Source organism: Flagellimonas maritima, from assembly GCF_003269425.1.
Classification (GTDB): Bacteria; Bacteroidota; Bacteroidia; order Flavobacteriales; family Flavobacteriaceae; genus Flagellimonas; species Flagellimonas maritima.
The window spans coordinates 724,866-745,641 of the sequence record NZ_CP030104.1 but is presented as its reverse complement, the minus strand read 5'-3'; the positions used below and the strand labels follow the sequence as shown (position 1 = coordinate 745,641).

11 protein-coding genes are annotated in these 20,776 nt (G+C 37.1%); 10 read left to right on the top strand and 1 reads right to left on the bottom strand.

Features of this window, described 5'->3' with window-relative positions:
* Positions 1 to 833 precede the first annotated feature (833 nt).
* Positions 834 to 2,600, top strand: a complete 1,767-nt coding sequence (locus HME9304_RS03250; RefSeq protein ID WP_164674741.1) for a glycoside hydrolase family 30 beta sandwich domain-containing protein — start codon at positions 834 to 836, stop codon at positions 2,598 to 2,600.
* Between the two features lie 397 nt (positions 2,601 to 2,997).
* On the opposite strand, the gene HME9304_RS03245 is transcribed toward HME9304_RS03250, so the two are convergent.
* Positions 2,998 to 3,579, bottom strand: a complete 582-nt coding sequence (locus HME9304_RS03245) for an RNA polymerase sigma factor (RefSeq protein WP_112377229.1) — start codon at positions 3,577 to 3,579, stop codon at positions 2,998 to 3,000.
* 273 nt (positions 3,580 to 3,852) lie between these two features.
* Here HME9304_RS03245 and HME9304_RS03240 point away from each other — a divergent pair, with 273 nt between their 5' ends.
* The 9 genes from HME9304_RS03240 to HME9304_RS03200 all read left to right on the top strand — a co-directional run bounded on the left by HME9304_RS03240 (position 3,853) and on the right by HME9304_RS03200 (position 20,721).
* Positions 3,853 to 4,839: a FecR family protein gene (locus HME9304_RS03240; protein ID WP_164674739.1), complete on the top strand. Its 987-nt coding sequence runs from the start codon at positions 3,853 to 3,855 to the stop codon at positions 4,837 to 4,839.
* 251 nt (positions 4,840 to 5,090) lie between these two features.
* Positions 5,091 to 8,276 carry a SusC/RagA family TonB-linked outer membrane protein gene (locus HME9304_RS03235; RefSeq protein ID WP_164674737.1) on the top strand — a complete coding sequence of 1,062 codons (3,186 nt, stop codon included), beginning with the start codon at positions 5,091 to 5,093 and terminating at the stop codon, positions 8,274 to 8,276.
* Positions 8,277 to 8,298: 22 nt separating this feature from the next.
* Entirely contained in the window at positions 8,299 to 9,771 is a 1,473-nt protein-coding gene (locus HME9304_RS03230) for a RagB/SusD family nutrient uptake outer membrane protein (protein WP_164674735.1), read from the top strand.
* 150 nt (positions 9,772 to 9,921) lie between these two features.
* Positions 9,922 to 11,487, top strand: a complete 1,566-nt coding sequence (locus tag HME9304_RS03225) for a sulfatase family protein (RefSeq protein WP_206170493.1) — start codon at positions 9,922 to 9,924, stop codon at positions 11,485 to 11,487.
* Between the two features lie 21 nt (positions 11,488 to 11,508).
* Entirely contained in the window at positions 11,509 to 13,176 is a 1,668-nt protein-coding gene (locus tag HME9304_RS03220; protein WP_112377224.1) for an FAD-dependent oxidoreductase, read from the top strand.
* A 94-nt stretch (positions 13,177 to 13,270) separates the two neighbouring features.
* Positions 13,271 to 15,970: a glycoside hydrolase family 2 protein gene (locus HME9304_RS03215; protein ID WP_206170492.1), complete on the top strand. Its 2,700-nt coding sequence runs from the start codon at positions 13,271 to 13,273 to the stop codon at positions 15,968 to 15,970.
* A 6-nt stretch (positions 15,971 to 15,976) separates the two neighbouring features.
* On the top strand, positions 15,977 to 17,383 hold the full coding sequence (locus HME9304_RS03210) for a sulfatase family protein (protein ID WP_112377222.1): 1,407 nt from the start codon (positions 15,977 to 15,979) through the stop codon (positions 17,381 to 17,383).
* Positions 17,384 to 17,642: 259 nt separating this feature from the next.
* A complete protein-coding gene (locus HME9304_RS03205; RefSeq protein WP_206170491.1) occupies positions 17,643 to 19,229 on the top strand; it encodes a sulfatase family protein in 1,587 nt (528 codons plus the stop codon).
* 91 nt (positions 19,230 to 19,320) lie between these two features.
* Positions 19,321 to 20,721, top strand: coding sequence for a glycoside hydrolase family 28 protein (locus HME9304_RS03200; RefSeq protein WP_164674733.1), 1,401 nt, complete (start codon positions 19,321 to 19,323; stop codon positions 20,719 to 20,721).
* The last annotated feature ends 55 nt before the right edge of the window (positions 20,722 to 20,776 follow it).

Here is a 20,776-nt window from a genome sequence, read left to right as displayed (position 1 = left end):
TTACTCAACCATTGAGAATAAAATTTAAAGCATATTACTCATAGCACATTGAATTTAAATTAACTCCAGACATTTACTACATAAATATAATGTTTGACCAGTTTCAATATCCAATACTCCATTTTTAATACGTATTAATCTGACGACACCCTTGGTTTAAGTTTAATTATTTCTGTAATGAGTGCCATATCAAGATGTTTTTAGGAATAAAAATGTGAAGACTTTCCTACGATAGTTAGTTTAATTGTAGCCTTCCCTAAAAATAGGACAGCTTAAAATCGAGGTTAATATTGAAATTCACTCCTGTAGAAACTTATTACCACAATTACTTTAATAGTGCGGATATAGCCTTGGTTTGATACAATCTAATTAAATCTAGTCCTACGGGAATGTCAGCAGTTTGATGGCTACGACTTTTGTTGATTAGTGCTGAAATTATTTTCCTGAACCATTTTCAAAACGGAATTTATTGATAGTAAAATAATATTTTTTATAAAATAGTAAGGGTCTTGTAATATTTGCACGTAATAAATAAGAATACATCAATAAAAGGTAATACGAATTGAATAATTGTTGAATTGAATAAGTGGGTTTTAGTCGAAGATTATTTTACTCAGAATAGTTCTAGTTATACATCTATATTATTCAGTATCGAACCAAATTTCCGTGTTCTTAAAAATACAAGTTTTTTCAAACAATTTTTATTTTAAATTTAAAATATAGCCATGGTCAAGAAAACAATTTTAGGGAGAAAGTTTCCTTCGAATATTATATTGCGTAAAAGATTTATAGCTACGAAACTATGTAGGAAATTATTTTTTTTACCGTTTTTGATGTTAATTGTTACAGGTTGTTCGGTTGATAATGATAATGAGGAAGTTGGTTTTAATCAAGATGTTGAAAATAATGATGCAAAGTTTTCAACCAGTCTAGAAGCCAGTAGTTCATCGGTGACTATTAACTGGAACAATGAAAAACAGACTATTCAAGGTATTGGAGCAAGCGATGCATGGTTATCGGATGACATCGAAAATCATAATAAGCGAAATGAGATAATAAATCGCTTTTTTAGAACTGACGGAAATAATATAGGCCTATCGATATTAAGACAGAGAATTGACCCAAACGTTAGGCCTGACTCTAATACATGGTTATGGTCCAATCCCAAATTTAAAGCCAATGCATGGGTAGCCAACCAAGCTAAAAATAGAGGTGTTAACAAAATTTGGGCATCTTGCTGGACTGCTCCAGCCTGGATGAAAACCAATAATAGTAAAACTGATGGCGGTAAATTGAAAACAGAAAATTTTTCAGACTATGCAGTCTTCCTGTCTGAGTATGTAAAGAGGATGAAGAATTTTGAAAATGTGGACTATTATGGAATTTCCCCCCAAAATGAACCTGGCTATAAGACTTGGGAGTCAATGATTTGGGATTATGGAAAATTGAAGGACTTTATTGCCGATGACTTAACATGGAGGATGAATGCCGCAGGTCTGGGTTCAACTAAAATATTCTATCCCGAAGAAACCAGATGGGGAGATATAGACAATGAGAAATGGAAACTTACAAGTTCTGATATTCAAAATAACGTAGATATTATATGTGGTCATAGTTATGGACCAATTAGTTTTGAGGACTATTCAAATTACGGCAAACCAATATGGCATACCGAATATTGGATTGAAAACCTGCAGGAAATTGATGGTGCAATCAAACTTGGCGAATATATACACAAGTATTTTGTTCAAGCAAATGTTGAAACATTCCACTATTGGTGGATGGTGACAAACCATCCATCAAAATTAAACGGTTTAATAAGATTGGACGGGTCTACAAATTATACGATATACAAAACATTCTATGCGTTAGGACAATTTTCAAAATTCATAAAACCTGGTTGGAAAAGAATTAGTGTCTCAAACGCAAGCCCGTATTCAAACATTTATATTTCTGCTTATAAAAATAATAACAATAGCAAAGTTACCATTGTAGCGGTTAACAATTCTTCTCAATCTCAGGATGTAGATATCAATTTTAATGGATTTAATAGCTCTTTAACTCCATACAGAACTTCAGGTTCAGAAAATTTGGATGAAAAATCAAGTATACCAAGTACCAGTAGTATGATAGTGGCACTGCCCAAAAAATCAATTACTACATTTACCGGTTCTGCTTCTGAGTCATCGCCTTTACCTCCAACTGGCGTATGGTTGCGACTAAAAAATCGAGAAAGTGGGAAGTTTGCGTATCTAAAATCGGATGATTCCAATAGACTTCGTGGAAATGGCCAAGGTAGCGGAAATGCCGCTTACTGGATGTTTCTCGATGCTGGAAATGGCTACTATAAAATTAAAAATCAAAGTACCAATGGATTTGCCTATAGTAAAAATAATGATTCATTTAGAATACGTGGGAATGGAGCTGGAGCCTCTGATTCAGCATTTTGGAAACCTGGAATTGTCAATGGCAATTGGTTTAAACTAACAAATAAGGAAAATGGCGCCAATATGAGGTTTTTAAATTCTGATAATAGCCGACTTAGAGCCGATAATAACTCAACAAATAATAGTGCACAGTGGGTCTGGGAGTTACTATAGAACCTATTCCTCAGTGCATAACATTAAGAATCAAAATAAGATTGTCCTTATGGAATGTTGAAGAAGGTGAGCGTATTTTAATAGTTCTGTAATATGCTGTCCATGGAGCATAAGCAAAAAGTACAAATCTCAAGTCCAGATAGAATTTGAGTAGTTCAAATTATATAAATTTTAAAAAAATGATAATTCAAAAAGTATGATACTATCAGCATTAGAGCTATGTATTCTATCAGAAGCGAAAATTTTATAAAGGAATATTCTTTGAGGTAATCAACCTATAAGCTAAATTGAGATAAAAAATAGTTTGATTGATGTTTAGGGCAATGATTATGGCTTTGTGTTAGGAAATACGAGCTAGATTAACAGTTATCAAAGTTCAAAACCTTTACCAATAACCTCACGTTGTTGAAGGTCCAGAAAATAGTATAAACAATATATTATTGTACATATCACCCAATTTATAGCTCAATATTTTATAGGCCTTAGTCATATGTCCTTCAATAGTCTTGGTTGAGATACCTAGATAATCGGCAATTTCCTTATGCGTAAGGCCTTCTTTTTTATTTAATAGAAAAATTTTCCGACATTTTGTTGGCAGCTTATTAATTTCTATATCCAATTTTACTAAAAGTTTATCGAAATTTTTGTAATCGTTTTCTACTGTTCGCTCTAATGATTCCAAGTAAATCTTTTCTAAATACAATACTGGTTTGTTTTTCCGATATTGGTCAATAAATTCATTGTAAACGGATTTATATAAAAAACTTTTTATAGAAAGTTCAGGGTTAATATTCTTTCTGGAAATCCAAATATTCGTAAAAACATTTTGAACTATATCTTCAGCCTTGCACTGTTCATTTATCAATTTGAGGGCATAGACGTAGAGGTTATTGTAATACTTCTCTATCAATAAATCGAAAGCATCGTAATCACCGGAACGGAGCCTGTTGGCTAAATAATAATTTTCGTCAATTTCCATATTGCCTAGATAAAGTATTTGAAATATACATGTAAATATTATTGAAATCAAAAAAAAAGTTTGAAAAAAGGAAGGGGTGTATAAAAATTACACGTAATAATTAATAGATTCGGAAATATGCTAAATTCAAAACTAAATAAAATTTTAGTAAAGTTTTTAAATGGTGAGGCTGACTCCAAAGAACTACAAAAGCTTGACTTAGCTCTTAAAAATAAGGTCAATGCCCCATCAATTTATAATTATGTCCGAATAGAATTCCTAATATCCTTATGCATGCTAGATAATGATTTAGATAGTAAAAAGAAATCCATCAAAAGGAAGGTAAGATTGGCGGAAAAAAAATCGATGATCAAGAATTTTAAAAGGATAGCAATTGCCGCCTCTATACTACTTGTAATGGGACTGTACTTTAATCGTCAATACCGCACCGAAGCTCTAATAACTCCTAAATCAAATATCAAAATTGGAGCAGACAAGGCAACATTGACTTTGGAGGATGGACAAAAAATATTGTTGGAGAAAGGAAAATCGTTTGATAAAGATTACGCCAGTAGCAACGGAGAACACTTAATTTATGACGATGTTTCCGATGACGGCGAAATTAGATACAATTCATTGAAAATTCCAAGAGGCGGCGAATTTTTTGTGCAATTGGCAGATGGTACCAAAGTGTGGTTAAATTCAGAATCTGAGCTCAGATATCCAGTCTCTTTTAAAATTGGGGAACCACGAAAAGTAGAGTTGGTTTATGGAGAGGCATACCTGGAAGTTTCCTCGAGCACAGATAATGAAGGTGCACCCTTTTTGGTTATGACAGGTAATCAGCAAATTAAGGTTTTGGGAACCGAATTTAACATTGAAGCTTATAAAAACACGAAAGAAATACTTACCACATTGGCTGGAGGAAAAATACGTATCAGGAAAGGTATATCAGCAAAGGATCTTTTGCCCAATGAACAATCAAAAACCGAATTGGAATCCAATACTATAGAAATCTATCCAGTAGACGCTTCTAAAGAAATTGCATGGGTCAAAGGCTTGTTCAATTTTGATGAAGAACCATTGAGTGAGATAATGGAAACTTTATCAAGATGGTATAATGTAGAAGTATTCTTTAATTCTCCAAAATTAAAGAGTATTAAATTCTCTGGAGTTCTGGAAAGGACAAATTCAATTGAGGATATTTTGAAGTTATTTGAAACTACCAGTGGAGGAGAAGTTGCCTTTAAAACAAAGAATAATGTAGTGATTATAGAATAAAAAAAGGAAAAGGCTAATCCGTACCACCGTCATAGCCTTTATCCATACCATTTAATTAAATATGAAACCTAACTAAACTATGTGAATTTATGGAAATTAACTTAATTGAAAGAATATCTAATTCAAGATTTTCTTTTCTGAACATTATTATGAGAACTTGTCTGTTTCTGTTTTGTACCATCGCTTTTGCACTAGGTCCAAAACATGGTTTTTCCCAAAATGCAGACATAAAGATTGATCAAAACCAAAGGATGACAATTAAACAAGCCTTGAAAGTGATCAACCTTCAAACAAGTTACAATTTTGTATACCAAGATGATTTACTGGAGAAGGCCCCAGTATTGGATTTAGAAAAGGGCGTGATTAAAACTAGCATACTGCTCGAAAGATTTTTACTTCCGATCAATATGACTTATAGTTTTATTGATTCAAAAACTATAGCAGTTGTAAAAAAATCCAAAAATCAAAGTGCTGATTTCGAAAATAGAGATAATCGGGATATTTTAATTCAACAAATTATTACAGGAAAGGTATTGGATACGCAAGGACGACCCCTACCTGGCGCAAGTATAATTGAAAAAGGTACTACCAACGGAACACAGTCTGATTTTGATGGGAATTTTTCAATAAATGTAACAAATCGGAGTTCAGTACTGTTAGTTTCTTATATAGGTTTTACTCCCAAGGAGATACCGGTAGGTAACGAATCCGAACTGACCATAACCCTTCAAGAAAGTACTGCTCTTTTGGATGAAATTGTAGTAATAGGTTATGGTTCCGTAAAGAAAAGTGACTTGACAGGGTCAGTATCCTCTATAAGCGAAGAAGAGTTGAGCGTTCAGAAAACGACCTCAGTGGACCAGCTTATACAAGGTCGTGCTGCTGGTGTACAGGTAACACAGGTATCTGCAGCGCCAGGTGGTGCTATGAGCATTCGTATAAGAGGTGGAAATTCAATTGTGGGAGGAAATGAGCCATTGTATGTGATAGATGGTTTCCCAGTCTATAACACTGCCAACCGTAACCTTACCAATCCGCTATCTGCAATCGATCCGAACAATATTCAATCCATAGAAATTTTGAAGGATGCTTCTGCAACAGCAATATATGGTTCCAGAGGTGCTAACGGCGTTGTTATAATCACTACAAAATCCGGTAAAAAGGGTAAGGGAAAAATACAGATCAATTCCTTTACAGGTGTTCAGAAAGTTCGTAGAGAATTGGATTTGATGAACAGCCAACAATTTGCCGTCTTGGCAAATGAGCGTGCTGTCAATGACGGCGCAGACCTTCCTTTTCCTGATTTATCCGCTGTCACTACAGACACTGATTGGCAGGATGAAATTTTTAGACAAGCCTTTATTACCAACATAGGAATCTCTTTTTTGGGAGGAGGGGATAATTCAACCTACGCAATAAATGGAAATTTCTTTGACCAAGAAGGGATTATTATCGATACAGGATTTAAAAGGGCGTCTATAGGCCTAAACTTGGACCAAGGAATTAACGACTATCTAAAAGTCGTCACAAGTATAAATGCCAGTAAATCCGTAAATGACAGGCCAGAAACAGGATTCGGGACTTTAGAAAATACAGTCAATGCTGCCATACACGCCTCTCCCACTCTTACTCCAAGGCAGGAAGATGGTTCATATACCAGTTTGGAGGATTACGTATATAGCGGTCCTGTAAGCAATCCATTGGCTCAGGCGCTGGATGTAAATAGAATAACGGAACTTTCAAGACTATTGGGAACGACGGCAATCGAAATCGATTTTAGCGAGGCCTTTAAATTTACAAGCCGATTCGGAATTGATTACCTAAGTAGTTTTGACACAAACTATCAAGGCCGAACCGTCCGTTTTGGTGAGCCGGCTGGGCTTGCAACTAGAACCCATAGAGAGGATACGTCCTATCTGATAGAATTGCTTATGGATTATAAGAAAGATATTGGTAATCACGATTTTTCTGCAACCGTAGGTTTCACTTCTCAACAAGATAAATCCATATTCACACTCGCCAGTGCGTCAAATTTTTTGTCGGATGATTTACAAGGCGTTGATTTAAGCGCAGGGGAGGATATCAATACACCAAATTCCGGTACCTCAAAATCCTTGTTATTATCCAGTTTGGCAAGAATAAACTATATCTATAAAGATAAATATCTCTTCACCCTAACGGGAAGGGCCGATGGGTCTTCTAGGTTTGGAAGGGATAGGAAATGGGGATTTTTTCCTTCTGGATCTTTCGCTTGGCGGATAAGTAATGAGGAGTTCTTGAAGGATTCAAAAACCATAAATAATTTAAAATTAAGGTTGAGCTATGGTTTAAGTGGCAACCAAGAAATCGGTTCCTATCAATCATTGGAACGTATAGAGGCAAACAATTATATTCTTGGTACAGATGACGGTTTAGTTATCGGATTGTCGCCAGCCAATATTGGAAATCCGGATTTAAAGTGGGAAACAACTTCACAATTTAATGCAGGTCTTGATTTAGGACTATTGGGTGGACGTGTAAGTTTTGTTGCGGACTACTATGTTAAGAATACTTCTGATTTATTGGTCAATCGACCTTTACCACCAACTGCGGGATTTTCTTCAGTACTTGAAAACGTTGGTGAAATTCGTAACGAAGGATTTGAGTTTGCTATTAATGCTTTACCATTTGCAGGTGAATTTTCTTGGAATATAGATGCGAATATCTCTTTTAATAGAAACGAGGTAATTTCTTTAGGAGATACTAACGAATTCTTTGGGAATACTATTGCCTCGAATTTTAGATTCCCGGTAAATATTGTTAGGGAAGGAGAAGAGCTTGGAACTTTTTTCGGATATGAGACCGAAACATTGTTAAGTGAGACAGGAGATATTGTTTATGCTGACCTGAATGACGATGGAGAAATAAATTCTGATGACAGAACTATAATCGGCAGTCCATATCCGGATTTTATTTATGGTTTTACCTCGACTATGGAGTATAGAAATTTTGATCTGAGCTTTTTCTTACAGGGTGTTCAAGGCGGTGAAATATTTAACTTTAACAGGTTCCTTTATGCCAATCCAACAGGCAATCGCAATCAGATTACAGCTGTTCTAGACAGGTGGACTCCCGAAAATCAAGACAGAACAGCGCAATTTCCAAGAGTTTCTGGAAACTCTCCGCTCCTACCTTCAGATCGTTTCTTGGAAAGCGCCTCATTTCTAAGATTACGGAATATTACATTAGGCTACAGAATCAAACCTGAAAAATTAAAGTTTTTTAGCAGCGCGAGGTTTTATCTTACTGGGCAAAACTTAATCACTATAAGTGACTATAGCGGATATGACCCAGAAGTAAATACATTCGGTGGTGGAACCGATTTACGCTTAGGCGTTGATGCAGGGGCATATCCTACCAACAAATCGTATCTCTTCGGATTGGAATTGGAATTTTAATACAACCATAATAATATATTATATGAAAACTAATTATATCTTATTGATTATTATATCACTCTTATATGTTTCTTGTAATGAAGCTCTAGAGGAAGAAGTGATAGATTTTAGGTCGACCGGCAACTTTTACCAAAACGAGGATGATGCTGTAGCTGCAGCTAATGCCATGTACAGACCTTTGCAGATAAATGTGTACCGAAGATGGTACAGCACCCTTACCGAATTGAGGTCAGACCATGCCAAACATGAATTTCCCAATCCCGCTTTGACCAGTGTTGATATTTACACCATGGATGCTGCAAATTCTCAAAATGCTGAAATGTGGACAGGGTATTACTCTAGTATTAACCTGGCTAATATTGTAGTACAGCGTGTAGCGGAGATTTCCGAAATTCCAGACGGTAGAAGAAATGAAATTGTTGCCGAGGGAAGGTTTGTTAGGGCATTTTCCTATTTTGAATTAGTTCGACTTTATGGAGGAGTACCATTAAGACTTGACTATACGGAAGGTCTGGACAATATTGCGACACCACGGGCGACAGTCGACGAAGTATATGAGTCCATTTTAGCTGATTTGCAATTTGCAAGGTCAAATCTGCCCATAACTGTTTCAGATTCAGAACAGGGCAGGCCTACACGAGGTTCGGCTTTGGGACTTCTTGCACAGGTTTATCTCACGCTTGGTGATTTCGAACAAGCCAAGACCATAGCTCAGGAAATAATCAATACTGGGATGTATTCGCTACTTCCCAATTACGAGAGTGTATTTAGTATCGACAATGAAGGTCACAATGAGTATTTGTTTTCCATAAAATATTCCAACCTAAGAAATTATGGGAGTGGTTTACCGGCGTGGTTTGCGAATGGCGGCAGTAATAACCCTTATGGTAGTGCTGCCTTTAGGGTGATACAAGGTGATGACGAGGCCGAGATATGGACAGACTGGGATGAAAATGATCCTAGAAGGCAATATGCATTATATGAAACTTTTATAGGTGATAATGGTCAGTTCGTGAATCTTAGGGAAACAAATAGTCCGTTTTATGCTTTTGGAAAGTACAGAGATCCTATAGGGTCGCAAGGTAGTACCAACCATGCCACCGATTATCCAATAGTTAGATATGCTGAGATTCTTTTGATTCTTGCCGAAGCAGAAAATGAGATCAACGGTCCTACACCGCTAGCTTACGATGCCCTCAACAGAGTACGAAGGAGGGGCTATGGGTTTCCCATCATCTCACCATCTTCGGTCGATTTGAGTAGTTTGTCACAGGAAGAGTTCAGAAATGCTGTTTTCGACGAAAGGAGCCATGAGTTGGTTTCCGAAGGAAAAAGATGGTTTGACCTATTGCGAACAGGTCAAGCGATACCTATACTTTCGTCTAAAAATAGAACTTCCGGAATCAGTGAAAATGATTTGGTTTTTCCTATTCCACAGGACGAAATCGATAATAATGCTGCCCTAGACCAAAGTGATCAGAATCCTGGTTACTGAAAATGATTAATAGTTTGAGTTAGTAGGGGAACGGGTTGCAATAATAACGCAACTCTGTTCCTTTCATTATTGACAATTGATCGGTTCCTTGCATTTGCATAATAACCATAGTTTAGGAATTGAATGTATGACCATAATTTGCTAGTGAAAATGTTAATCTATTTTAAACAGTACACGCATTCATCTCTTACAATTCTTAGTCTCTCTCTATTGTTCTTTATTTCTTCTTGTAAAGGACAGAAGAAGGAATACGATAAAAGTCGTCCACCAAATATAGTCATCATACTTGCAGATGATTTGGGTTACGGCGATATAGGGTACTATAACGAAAACTCATTGATTCCAACATCTAATTTAGACAAGTTGGCATCTGAGGGTATTAGCCTTACAAATGCCTACTGCCCAATAGCAGTTTGTTCCCCGACGCGTTACGCCTTAATGACCGGTACCTATCCATGGCGAAGCTGGAATGAATCTGGAGTCATGCGCAACTATGAACGTTCAATGATTGAGAAAGACCAGCTAACCCTTCCCGCAATGTTAAAGCAAAATGGCTACGTAACCGCTGGTTTTGGAAAGTGGCATTTAGGAACTTCGTTCCAAACCACAGATGGTCAACATCCAGTAGGCTATGGAATGTTTAAAGCTGATAAAAACGGTGCCAACTTGGATATTACAAAACCCGTACATGACGGCCCAATTGACCATGGATTTGATAAATGGCTTGGATTTAGCTGCGCTAGTGAATGTTGGATTTTGGATGGTAAGAAAATTGTGGCAATCTTAGACCATCCTTATTACACGACCGAAGCAGCTCAGGGTACAGAACATCTTGAAGCCATTGCAATGGAAGACTATTTATCCTACATCACCAATAGTAGTTTGAATTTTATAAGAGAACAAAGTACTGAAACATCTCCTTTCTTCCTTTATTTTGCCCCCTACGTTCCACATACGCCTTTAGCGCCAAGTGAGAATTTTAAGAATAAGACCCAAGCAGGCCAGTATGGTGATTATGTCAATGAGCTAGACGATTCAGTTGGTCAACTTCTAAATGCTCTGGCCGAAAATAATCTGACCGATAACACCATTGTTCTGTTTGCTAGCGATAATGGTTCCGCCTTTAAAATTTCCTATAAAGGTATTGAGGACTCCGATAAGCGTAATCGAGGTGGTGGACATCCAGTGGATATAGATAATTATCCTACTAAGGAATCCTTGAATCCTAATGGATTTATTGCGCACTATCCCAATGGTAATTTAAAGGGTGCAAAATCTACTGCATGGGAAGGTGGAGTAAGAACACCGCTTATAGTAAGGTGGCCTAAACAAATTCCTGCTGGTATTAAAAGTCATCAATTGTTTGCATTGAACGACGTGATGCCTAGTTTGGCAGGTATCTTAAATATCGTGCTACCTGATGATGCAGCTTTGGATGGATTCGATTTAACGGGAGTTTTGAAAGGGGAGTATAAGGGTCTAAGAAGGTCTGTAATTGTTCAGTCCAGCAATAATATTTTTGGATTAAGAATGGGCAAATGGAAGTTCATTCATGGCTCGAAACGGGATCATAATAGTGCTACCGATGAATTGTATGACTTATCCATAGACCCTTCAGAATCAAAGAATTTATTAAAGGAAAGTCCTGAGATTGCTAAAATGATGAAACGAGAATTGCTCAAATTACTAAATAGTAAAAGAACAAATTTTAATTGAAGTAAAAAATTGATAATAAATATGAGACTCTTAGTCTACCTAACAATTCTTATCACGCCATACCTTTCCTGTGATAGCCAAGATAAGCAGCCTAGCAATAAAGCCAATAGTGCGGATGTAATTATTTATGGAGGGACATCTGCAGCCATCACAGCTGCCGTTCAGACCGTAAAAATGGGTAAATCCGTAATTGTAGTTTCCCCTGATATTCATCTTGGTGGTCTATCATCTTCTGGACTTGGCTTTACCGATACTGGCGATAAAAGTGTTATTGGCGGCTTATCTCGAGAATTCTATCAAAAAGTCTATAATTATTATGATAAGGACGAAAACTGGAAATGGCAAACCCAAGAAAGTTATGGAAACGTGGGTCAGGGCACACCCGCTATCGACGGCAAGAACAAAACCATGTGGATTTTTGAACCCCATATCGCCGAAAGTATCTTTGAGGATTTTCTAAAGGATTACGATATTACCGTCCATCGTGATTCCTATCTAAACCGTGAAAATGGGGTTAAAATGAAAGATGGCAAAATCAACTCGATAACTACCCTAAACGGAACAGTCTATCAAGGTAAAATTTTTATCGATGCCACTTACGAAGGCGATTTGATGGCAGCCGCAGGAGTGAATTATCATGTTGGACGGGAGTCGAATAAAATTTATAACGAGGAATGGAACGGTATCCAAGTAGGAATTTTGCACCACAAGCATAATTTTGGTGATAGAAAAATAAGTCCTTATAAAATACCTAACGATGCCTCAAGTGGTATCCTCCCTAAGATATCCGGCGATGACCCAGGCGAAAGAGGGAATGGTGACAAAAAGTTACAGGCCTATTGTTTTAGGATGTGTTTGACCAACAATCCTGAAAACCGTAAACCGTTTGATAAGCCAGACAATTATGACCCCCAACAATACGAGCTATTGGCACGGGTTTATGAAAGTGGATGGAATCAAACCTTTAGAAAATTTGATGCTATTCCGAACTTAAAAACAGATACTAATAATCATGGTCCTTTCAGTACAGATAATATTGGAATGAATTATGACTACCCAGAAGCTTCCTACGAAAGACGCCGAGAAATTATTAAAGAGCATGAAGACTACCAAAAAGGATTAATGTATTTCATAGCAACGGACTCGCGAATTCCTGCCGACGTGCAGTCAGAATTTAATACTTGGGGCTTAGCAAAGGATGAATTTGAGGATAATAATAACTGGCCACACCAAATATACGTAAGGGAAGCACGGCGAATGGTTGGCAACTATGTAATGACCGAACATGAAATTCTCGGTAAGACCCCAGTCGAAAAATCTATTGGGATGGGATCCTATACCATGGATTCACATAACGTGCAGCGCTATATTACCCCAGAGGGTCATGTTCAGAATGAAGGGGACATTGGTATAAAACCAAAAAAGCCCTATCAAATTCATCTAGGTACTATTTTACCAAAAAAAGAAGAGTGTTCCAATCTAATAGTTCCCGTAGCAGTTTCCAGTTCACATATTGCTTATGGCTCTATCCGTATGGAACCTGTTTTTATGATTTTGGGACAAAGCGCAGCAACTGTCGCAGTTTTGGCTTTAGAAAATAATAGTACGGTGCAGGATGTTTCTTATACTGAAATAGCCAAACAGTTGAAGAAAGATGGTCAGGTCTTAATATCTCCATCAAAAGAATAAAATCTAAAAAATAATATTGAAACAAATTATGATACACCAAAAATTTAGCATTAATCTAAAAAACGTTGAGATGATATGTTTAATTTTTTCTTTAATGTTTTTATCTCTTAATAGCTGTCAAGAAACAAAGGATACAGATAGTACTGAATTTTCAAAGTCTATAACACTTACCTCAAAGAAGCATCACGAAGGCGATTATAATTGGCAAATGGCTCCGGACAGTTTAGTAAGTGATAACGGCGAGTTAATAGCGCAGTCTGATTATAATAGCAAAGATTGGCTATCTGCTATCGTACCGGGTACGGTTCTAACGAGTTTAGTCGCTAATGGATCTATGCCAGACCCCTACTACGGACTCAACAATAAAAGGGGCAAGGGAGACATCCCCGATATATATGACAAAGGCCGTGAATATTATACCTATTGGTTCAGAACTACCTTTGATTTTCCCGAAGATAAGGAAGGTGAACGAACTTGGCTTGGCTTTGAAGGAATCAATTACATAGCCCAAGTATATTTAAATGGAAAAAAACTCGGTAACATTAAAGGTATGTTTGTTACAAAAGAGTTTGATGTTACCGATGTAATGAAGAAGGAGAAAGAAAATGTACTGGCGATTCGCATTGAGCCCGTAGAGCATCCAGGAACCGAAATGAGCAGATTCAATAAACGAACTTCGAAGATGGTGGAAAACGCAAACGGTGGCAACGGTGAGCTGGGAAAGGACGTGACGATGTTGATGTCAGCCGGTTGGGATTTTTCATTTTCTGACGGCATTCGCGATAGAAATACCGGCATTTGGAGAGACATTAAACTTTATACGACTGGCAACGTAAAGTTGCATGACCCTTTTGTTAAATCAGACCTTGAATTGCCTTCACTGGAGGAATCAGCGCAAACATTGAGAATTTCGGTAACCAATGTAGGGGAAACGGCTCAAAGAGGTTCTGTATCTGCCAATATTGAAGATACCGATATTACCGTGAAAAAAGAAATTTCATTGAATCCAGGTGAGACCAAAGACGTAATTTTTTCTGCCGAGACTCATCCGGAACTTCTTATAAAAGACCCTAAAGTTTGGTGGCCACTGAACAAAGGAGAACAGCATCTGTATAGAGCTACGTTTAATTTTGAATCGGAAGATGGTCAAAAATCCCGCCCTAAGTCTACCAGATTCGGTATCCGCTCCATAACAAGTGACCAGAACACACCGGATAGTAGTAGAGTATTTTATGTCAATGGAAAACGATTGTTTGTTCGTGGCGCAAATTGGATTCCTGAGGGAATGTTGAAAACATCAGACCTTCGATATAGAACTGAATTGAACTGGACTAAAGACGCTGGCATTAATATGCTCAGACTTTGGGGCGGTGGTATAAGTGAGTCGGATTTGTTTTTCGATTTATGTGATGAATTAGGGATTTTGGTGTGGCACGAATTCTGGATGACCGGAAACACGAAACCTCCTGCCGATAAGGATTTGTATTTCAAAAATGTAGAGTCAACCATTAAACGTTTGCGTAATCATCCTAGTTTGGCGTACTATGTCTCTTCCAACGAACAGGAAGCAGTCATCGAAATTGAGCCGATTTTAAATGCCTTGGATGGTACAAGGGGATATCAATATGAATCGGAGTGTTGTGGAGTGCATGATGGTAGTCCTTATAAATACGAAAACCCCATGCAGTATTACGACAATACGGCCTCTAAACGAGGTAGTAGGATAGACGGCTTTTGCCCAGAATATGGCACAGCTACCTTGCCCAATGTGGAAATCCTCCGAGAAATGATGGACGAAGAAGATCTTTTCCCGCCGAATAAGGAAGTTTGGGATTATATGGACGGTAATGCCTTTCATAATATGACCACAAAAAATGACAATGCCATTCAACAGTTTGGTGAAAGTAACAGTATAGAAGACTACGCTTTAAAAGGGCAACTCGTAGGTGCTACGGCCTTTAGGAGTATCTGGGAGAATTGGAACTATAATAAATTGGATGCAGGAGATCGTTTTGCCTCGGGTGTCCTGTTTTGGTATCATAACAGTCCTGTAAAACAAGTATGTAGTAGGATGTGGGATTGGTCCTTAGACAAAAACGCAGCATTCTATTACAGTAAAAAGGCATTGCAGCCCTTGCATCTTCAGTTTGATTTCATTAAAAACACAGTGACTCTGGTAAATGATTATCCAAAGGAATTCAAGAACTACAAATCTAAAATTGCCATATATAATTTGGACGCAAAAAGAGTATACAGCGATAGCATAAATGTTGATTTTAAACCAGAAGAAGTATTAAACGATATAATAGCTGTTGAGATGCCGAAAAATCTATCACAAGTCCATTTTATTCAACTTCAATTGGAAGATGCCTCGGGCAACGAAGTCTCTGAAAATTTCTACTGGAGATCAAAGGATAAATACGAAGGGCCTTGGACGACTACTGGCCCTTTATACAGCGGATTTGAAGCCCTGAACGACTTACCAAAAGTTAATTTGAAAATGACAATGAAGTCTCAAAATGACGATAAAGGTCTGTATAGGGTTACCCTTGAAAACCCAACGACCGATATTGCCTTTTTTAACAGACTTAAATTTCTTGATGAAAATCAAAAATTAGTTCGACCTGTTTCCTTTTCAGATAATTATTTCTCATTGCTGCCAGGAGAGAAAAAAACAGTAGATGTAGAATTACTAAATACATATAATCTGCCCGACACAATGACCTTAGAACTAGAGGGCTGGAACGGGCTTGCAAATTCAGTAGAACAGGAAATAAAAAATAATAATCAGTAGTTTTAAATGAAAGGAGGAGCTGGATATCGATATTTAACAAGTTTGCTTTTAGGATGTTTGTGTTCTATTGCAAGTTGTCAAAACAATACATCTTACAATTCGAAAGATTCAATTATTGCACCTGCAAGCGTAAAAAGCGATACGGCTGAATTGCCTAATATAATTATTATTCTCGCCGATGATCTGGGCTACGGAGATTTGTCTTGTATGAGTGCTACAGATTTAAATACCCCAAACATAGACGCCATTGCAAATGAAGGGCTAAAACTTATGAGTTTCTATGCAAATTCAACGGTATGCTCACCAAGTAGAGCTTCATTGCTAACTGGTATGTATCCCGATCTGGCTGGAGTTCCTGGAGTAATCCGTCAAAACGAAGGGAATTCATTTGGCTACTTAAGAACGGATGTGCCCTTAATCTCAAACACCTTAAAAGAGAAAGGTTATAATACTGCCCTAATAGGGAAATGGCATTTGGGCTTGGAGAGCCCAAACCTACCAAACGAAAGAGGTTTTGATTTTTTTAAGGGCTTTTTGGGAGACATGATGGATGATTACTACACCCATCTTAGAAAAGGGAAAAATTGGATGAGGAACAACACTGCGGAAATCAACCCAAAAGGGCATGCTACGGATGTCTTTACGGATTGGGCGGTAGATTATCTGAAATCTCAAAAAGAAGAGAACCCTTTTTTTCTGTATCTCGCCTATAACGCACCCCACTATCCCATTCAACCTCCAGAAGATTATTTAAAAAGAGTGTTGGAAAGAGAACCGAACGTCACTGAAAAAAGAGCAAAAAACATCGCTTTTGTTGAACATTTGGACGATGCAATCGGTAGAATTACAAAAGCACTAAAGGAAAGTGGTAACGATAAAAACACGATAATAATCTTTACCTCCGATAATGGCGGTGCCCTTCGTTATGCGCAGTCCAACGGAAAGCTTAGAGGTGGTAAAAAAGATATGTATGAAGGCGGTATTCGAGTCCCAGCTATAATAAAATGGGGCGACAAACTGGGCAAGGGAAAAGTTATAGACGAGCCTATAATGCTTATGGACATTTATCCCACCCTTTGTGAAATTGTCGGTTTGCCCATTGCCGAACATATTGATGGCAGAAGTGTATTTAAAATTTTGAACCTTAACCAAACAAAAAAAGCGATGCCTTTTACCATTTGGGTACGTAAAGAAGGAGGGTTTTATGGAGGCCTCACGTATTATGCTGCGAGAGAGGGAGATTTTAAGCTTGTACAGAATACGCCCTTCGAACCCTTTCAATTTTTCAATATTGCTAAAGACCCTTTCGAAACGAACCCATTGGAATTAAGCGATAGTGAAATTGGCAAAAATTTACGACGGAAATTGCGATGGCATATTATTAAGTCAGGATCTGTTAAATGGCAAAAGTAAATGATGGCTTTCAAATGGAACATAAGAAATTAATAGAATCTATCTGAACTTTAATTGAACTCATCTTGACTTTTAGTTTTAAGCCGAAAATGAGAAGAGATTTTATCAATAGAGTCTTTTTTGGATAGCATAGTCATAGCTACGGTAGATAAAAAGGCAAAAAGTGAAGAAATTTATTTTATTTTTTAAGCATCCCGAAATTTCGGGAGAAAAAGTTAAGATGAGTTGACTAAAAATTTTTTATAAAATGAAGAGTGTAATGAAATACTCGTTTCTATTTATAGTGATGATTTTATTTGCTGATTGCAGTAAGCAATCTGTGACCTTAGATAAACCAAACATATTATTCGTAATTAGCGACGACCAATCCTTTGGACACACAAGCTTTGGTGGTAGTTCATTTATAGAAACTCCCGGTTTTGATAGGATAGCTAGAGAGGGCATTTATTTTACTAATGCTTACGCCGGTTCGCCAGGATGTGCGCCTTCAAGAAGTGCTATCGTAACTGGTCGCCATCATTGGCAGAACGAGCACTCAGGACAGCACGCGTCGTCTTGGATGAAAAAACATGTTCCCTTTGTAGATGAATTATCGGCTTCGGGATATCGAACAGGTAAGACTGGAAAAGGTGTTGACCCTTTTCAGTACGCGCGTAATGATTCTGATTCTTTGTGGAGAACAACCAATGCGGCGGGCAGGGATTATTCCTCTATTAAATATGATTCACATGCTTACGAATTACCTTCAGATAAAATATCGAAGATTAATTATTTTGAGAATTTTAAGGAATTTGTAAATAGTACGGAGAAAGACCAACCCTTCTTTTTTTGGTTCGGAGCAAATGAACCCCACCGTGCTTATGAGAAAAACTCATGGAAAAAAACCGATAAGAAACTATCTGATGTAACAGTACCTGAATTTTTACCGGATACAGACGAAGTAAGAGGGGATATGCTCGATTACGCGGTCGAAATAGAGTGGTTTGATAGTCATTTACAGAAAATGATTGCTTATCTGGAGGATATAGGTGAACTGGGCAACACCATAATTATAGTAACATCAGATAACGGTATGCCTTTTCCACGAGCAAAAGCCAATAGCTATGAATATGGCGCCCATGTTCCCTTGGCAATTAGATACCCCAAAAAATTTAAATCGGGAAGAACTATTGATGACCATATTCAATTCGTTGATTTTGCACCTACAATTTTGGATTTGGCCAATAGAAACCCCCAAAATATGTTGCCAATTACTGGTACTAGTTTTGTGAACGTACTTGAAAACAAAAAAGATGAAACTGTAAATGGAAAGCGAAAATATAGCTTTGTGGGACGAGAACGTCATTCGTGTTCAAGACACAATAATTTGGGCTATCCACAACGCGCGGTTTTTACTGATGAATTCGTTCTCATTTGGAATATGAAGTCACAACGCTGGCCGGCAGGTGCACCACAGAGATTTAGTCCTAATGATGCAACGGAACTACTTCCATATTACGGATTAGATGCTACTGGAACTTACATAAATAAATCTGCTTTTTTAGATGTGGATGATTGTCCTACAAAAACTCAATTGATAGAAGAAAAAGACAGTTTGAAACTATATTTTGATTATTCCTTTGCGAAAAGACCAGAGATTGAATTGTACAATACCAAAAAAGACCCAGCATGTCTTAAGAATTTAGCAGAGCTAAGAGAATTTAAGGACATAAAGGAAGAACTTTTTAAAATCCTTAAAGAAGAGTTGGTAGAAACAAACGACCCGAGAGTGATGGGGGAAAATCCAGAAATTTTTGATACTTATAAAAGATATTCCAAAATGAGAAAATTTCCTGAACCAAATTAATTTCAGCAATTAGTATTGTAGAAAAGCTTCTGGTTTTTCAATGAATTATGAGTTTAATAAAGTAAAATTTAACAGTTTAATTACAAATCATATGTTCAAGATGTTTGTAGATAAAAACCTTTCAATTACGTTAGTCCGATGCCTCTTGGTATTAAGTGCATTAACTGTTTATTCTTGCAAAGAGTTGGACGTTGAGAAAACTAATTTTAGCAAAACCCAAAAAGTCGATGAAATTATCAAGCGTATAAAACTTCCTATTATCGGTTCTGAGGTCATTGCAATAACAGATATGGGAGCGATAGGTGATGGGCTTGCTAACTGTAAACCTGCAATCAGTAAAGCGATAGCGGAAATTTCTGCCAAAGGAGGTGGTAAAGTTGTTTTCCCAAAAGGGGATTATTTTTGTGAAGGACCAATACATTTGGAAAGTAACATCAACTTACATTTTGAAGAAGGTTCAACACTGACCTTCAGTCAGAACGCCGATGACTATTTACCCGTACAATTGGTTCGTTGGGAGGGTGTTGAATTATATAATTATTCACCCTATATCTACGCAGACAATAAAACGGATATCGCCATAACGGGTAAAGGTAAACTTAACGGCAGTGCCATTGGAGGAATTGCAGAATGGCGCACTAAACAAAAACCTGCACAAAACAAATCAAGGCAAATGGGTACGGACTTAGTTCCTGTGGAAGAGCGTATTTTTGGTAAGGACAACTATCTGCGAATGTCCTTTATTCAATTGATGAATTGTTCCAACATTCTAATTGAGGACATCACTATAGAGAATGTACCGTTTTGGGTCATCCATCCCACGTATTCTAATAATATTACGATTAGAAACGTAGAAATCAATAGTACAAGAATAAATAATGACGGGATAGATTTAGACTCTTGCTATGATGCATTGGTCGAAAACTGTAAGTTCAACGCGGGTGATGATGCTATTGCCATTAAATCTGGTAGAGACCAAGACGCTTGGAGAGTAAATAAATCCAGTAAGGACATTGTAGTACGAAACTGTCTGGCCGAAAATGTATTGCACGGTATGGCTTTTGGCAGCGAAATGTCGGGAGGTATCGAGAATATTTACGTTGAGAATTTTTTTATGAAAAATGTCAAAAAATATGCAGTTCAATTTAAATCCAATAGAGATAGGGGTAGCTATATACGCGATGTTTTTATAGACGGCGTTTTTATTGATACTACCTCAACCGCTGTATTTTTTACTAATGATTATCATAGTTACCGAGGTGGCAAAAGTCCATCGGACTTTAGTGACATTGAAATAAAAAACTTGACTTGTAATTTTGCCTACGGAAAAGCTATAGATGTTCAGGGACTTTCCAGTAAGCCAATACGAAATCTGAAATTTGAAAATATAATTATAAACAAGGAAATGGATTTATCTACTGTAAAAAATACCACAGATGGTTCTTATAAGAATGTTCAAATTCATAAAGAAGAATCCGATTTTTCCAATTGAACGGTTTCTCAAATAAAGATTTATTCTATTGGCAATTTTCGATATTGTTTCAGAT

Bases quoted from the DNA above. Each gene is read 5' to 3' on its own strand.
- HME9304_RS03250 (WP_164674741.1), top strand. From the start codon at position 834: ATGTTAATTGTTACAGGTTGTTCGGTTGATAATGATAATGAGGAAGTT.
- HME9304_RS03245 (WP_112377229.1), bottom strand. From the start codon at position 3,579: ATGGAAATTGACGAAAATTATTATTTAGCCAACAGGCTCCGTTCCGGT.
- HME9304_RS03240 (WP_164674739.1), top strand. From the start codon at position 3,853: ATGCTAGATAATGATTTAGATAGTAAAAAGAAATCCATCAAAAGGAAG.
- HME9304_RS03235 (WP_164674737.1), top strand. From the start codon at position 5,091: ATGACAATTAAACAAGCCTTGAAAGTGATCAACCTTCAAACAAGTTAC.
- HME9304_RS03230 (WP_164674735.1), top strand. From the start codon at position 8,299: ATGAAAACTAATTATATCTTATTGATTATTATATCACTCTTATATGTT.
- HME9304_RS03225 (WP_206170493.1), top strand. From the start codon at position 9,922: ATGTTAATCTATTTTAAACAGTACACGCATTCATCTCTTACAATTCTT.
- HME9304_RS03220 (WP_112377224.1), top strand. From the start codon at position 11,509: ATGAGACTCTTAGTCTACCTAACAATTCTTATCACGCCATACCTTTCC.
- HME9304_RS03215 (WP_206170492.1), top strand. From the start codon at position 13,271: ATGTTTTTATCTCTTAATAGCTGTCAAGAAACAAAGGATACAGATAGT.
- HME9304_RS03210 (WP_112377222.1), top strand. From the start codon at position 15,977: ATGAAAGGAGGAGCTGGATATCGATATTTAACAAGTTTGCTTTTAGGA.
- HME9304_RS03205 (WP_206170491.1), top strand. From the start codon at position 17,643: ATGAAATACTCGTTTCTATTTATAGTGATGATTTTATTTGCTGATTGC.
- HME9304_RS03200 (WP_164674733.1), top strand. From the start codon at position 19,321: ATGTTCAAGATGTTTGTAGATAAAAACCTTTCAATTACGTTAGTCCGA.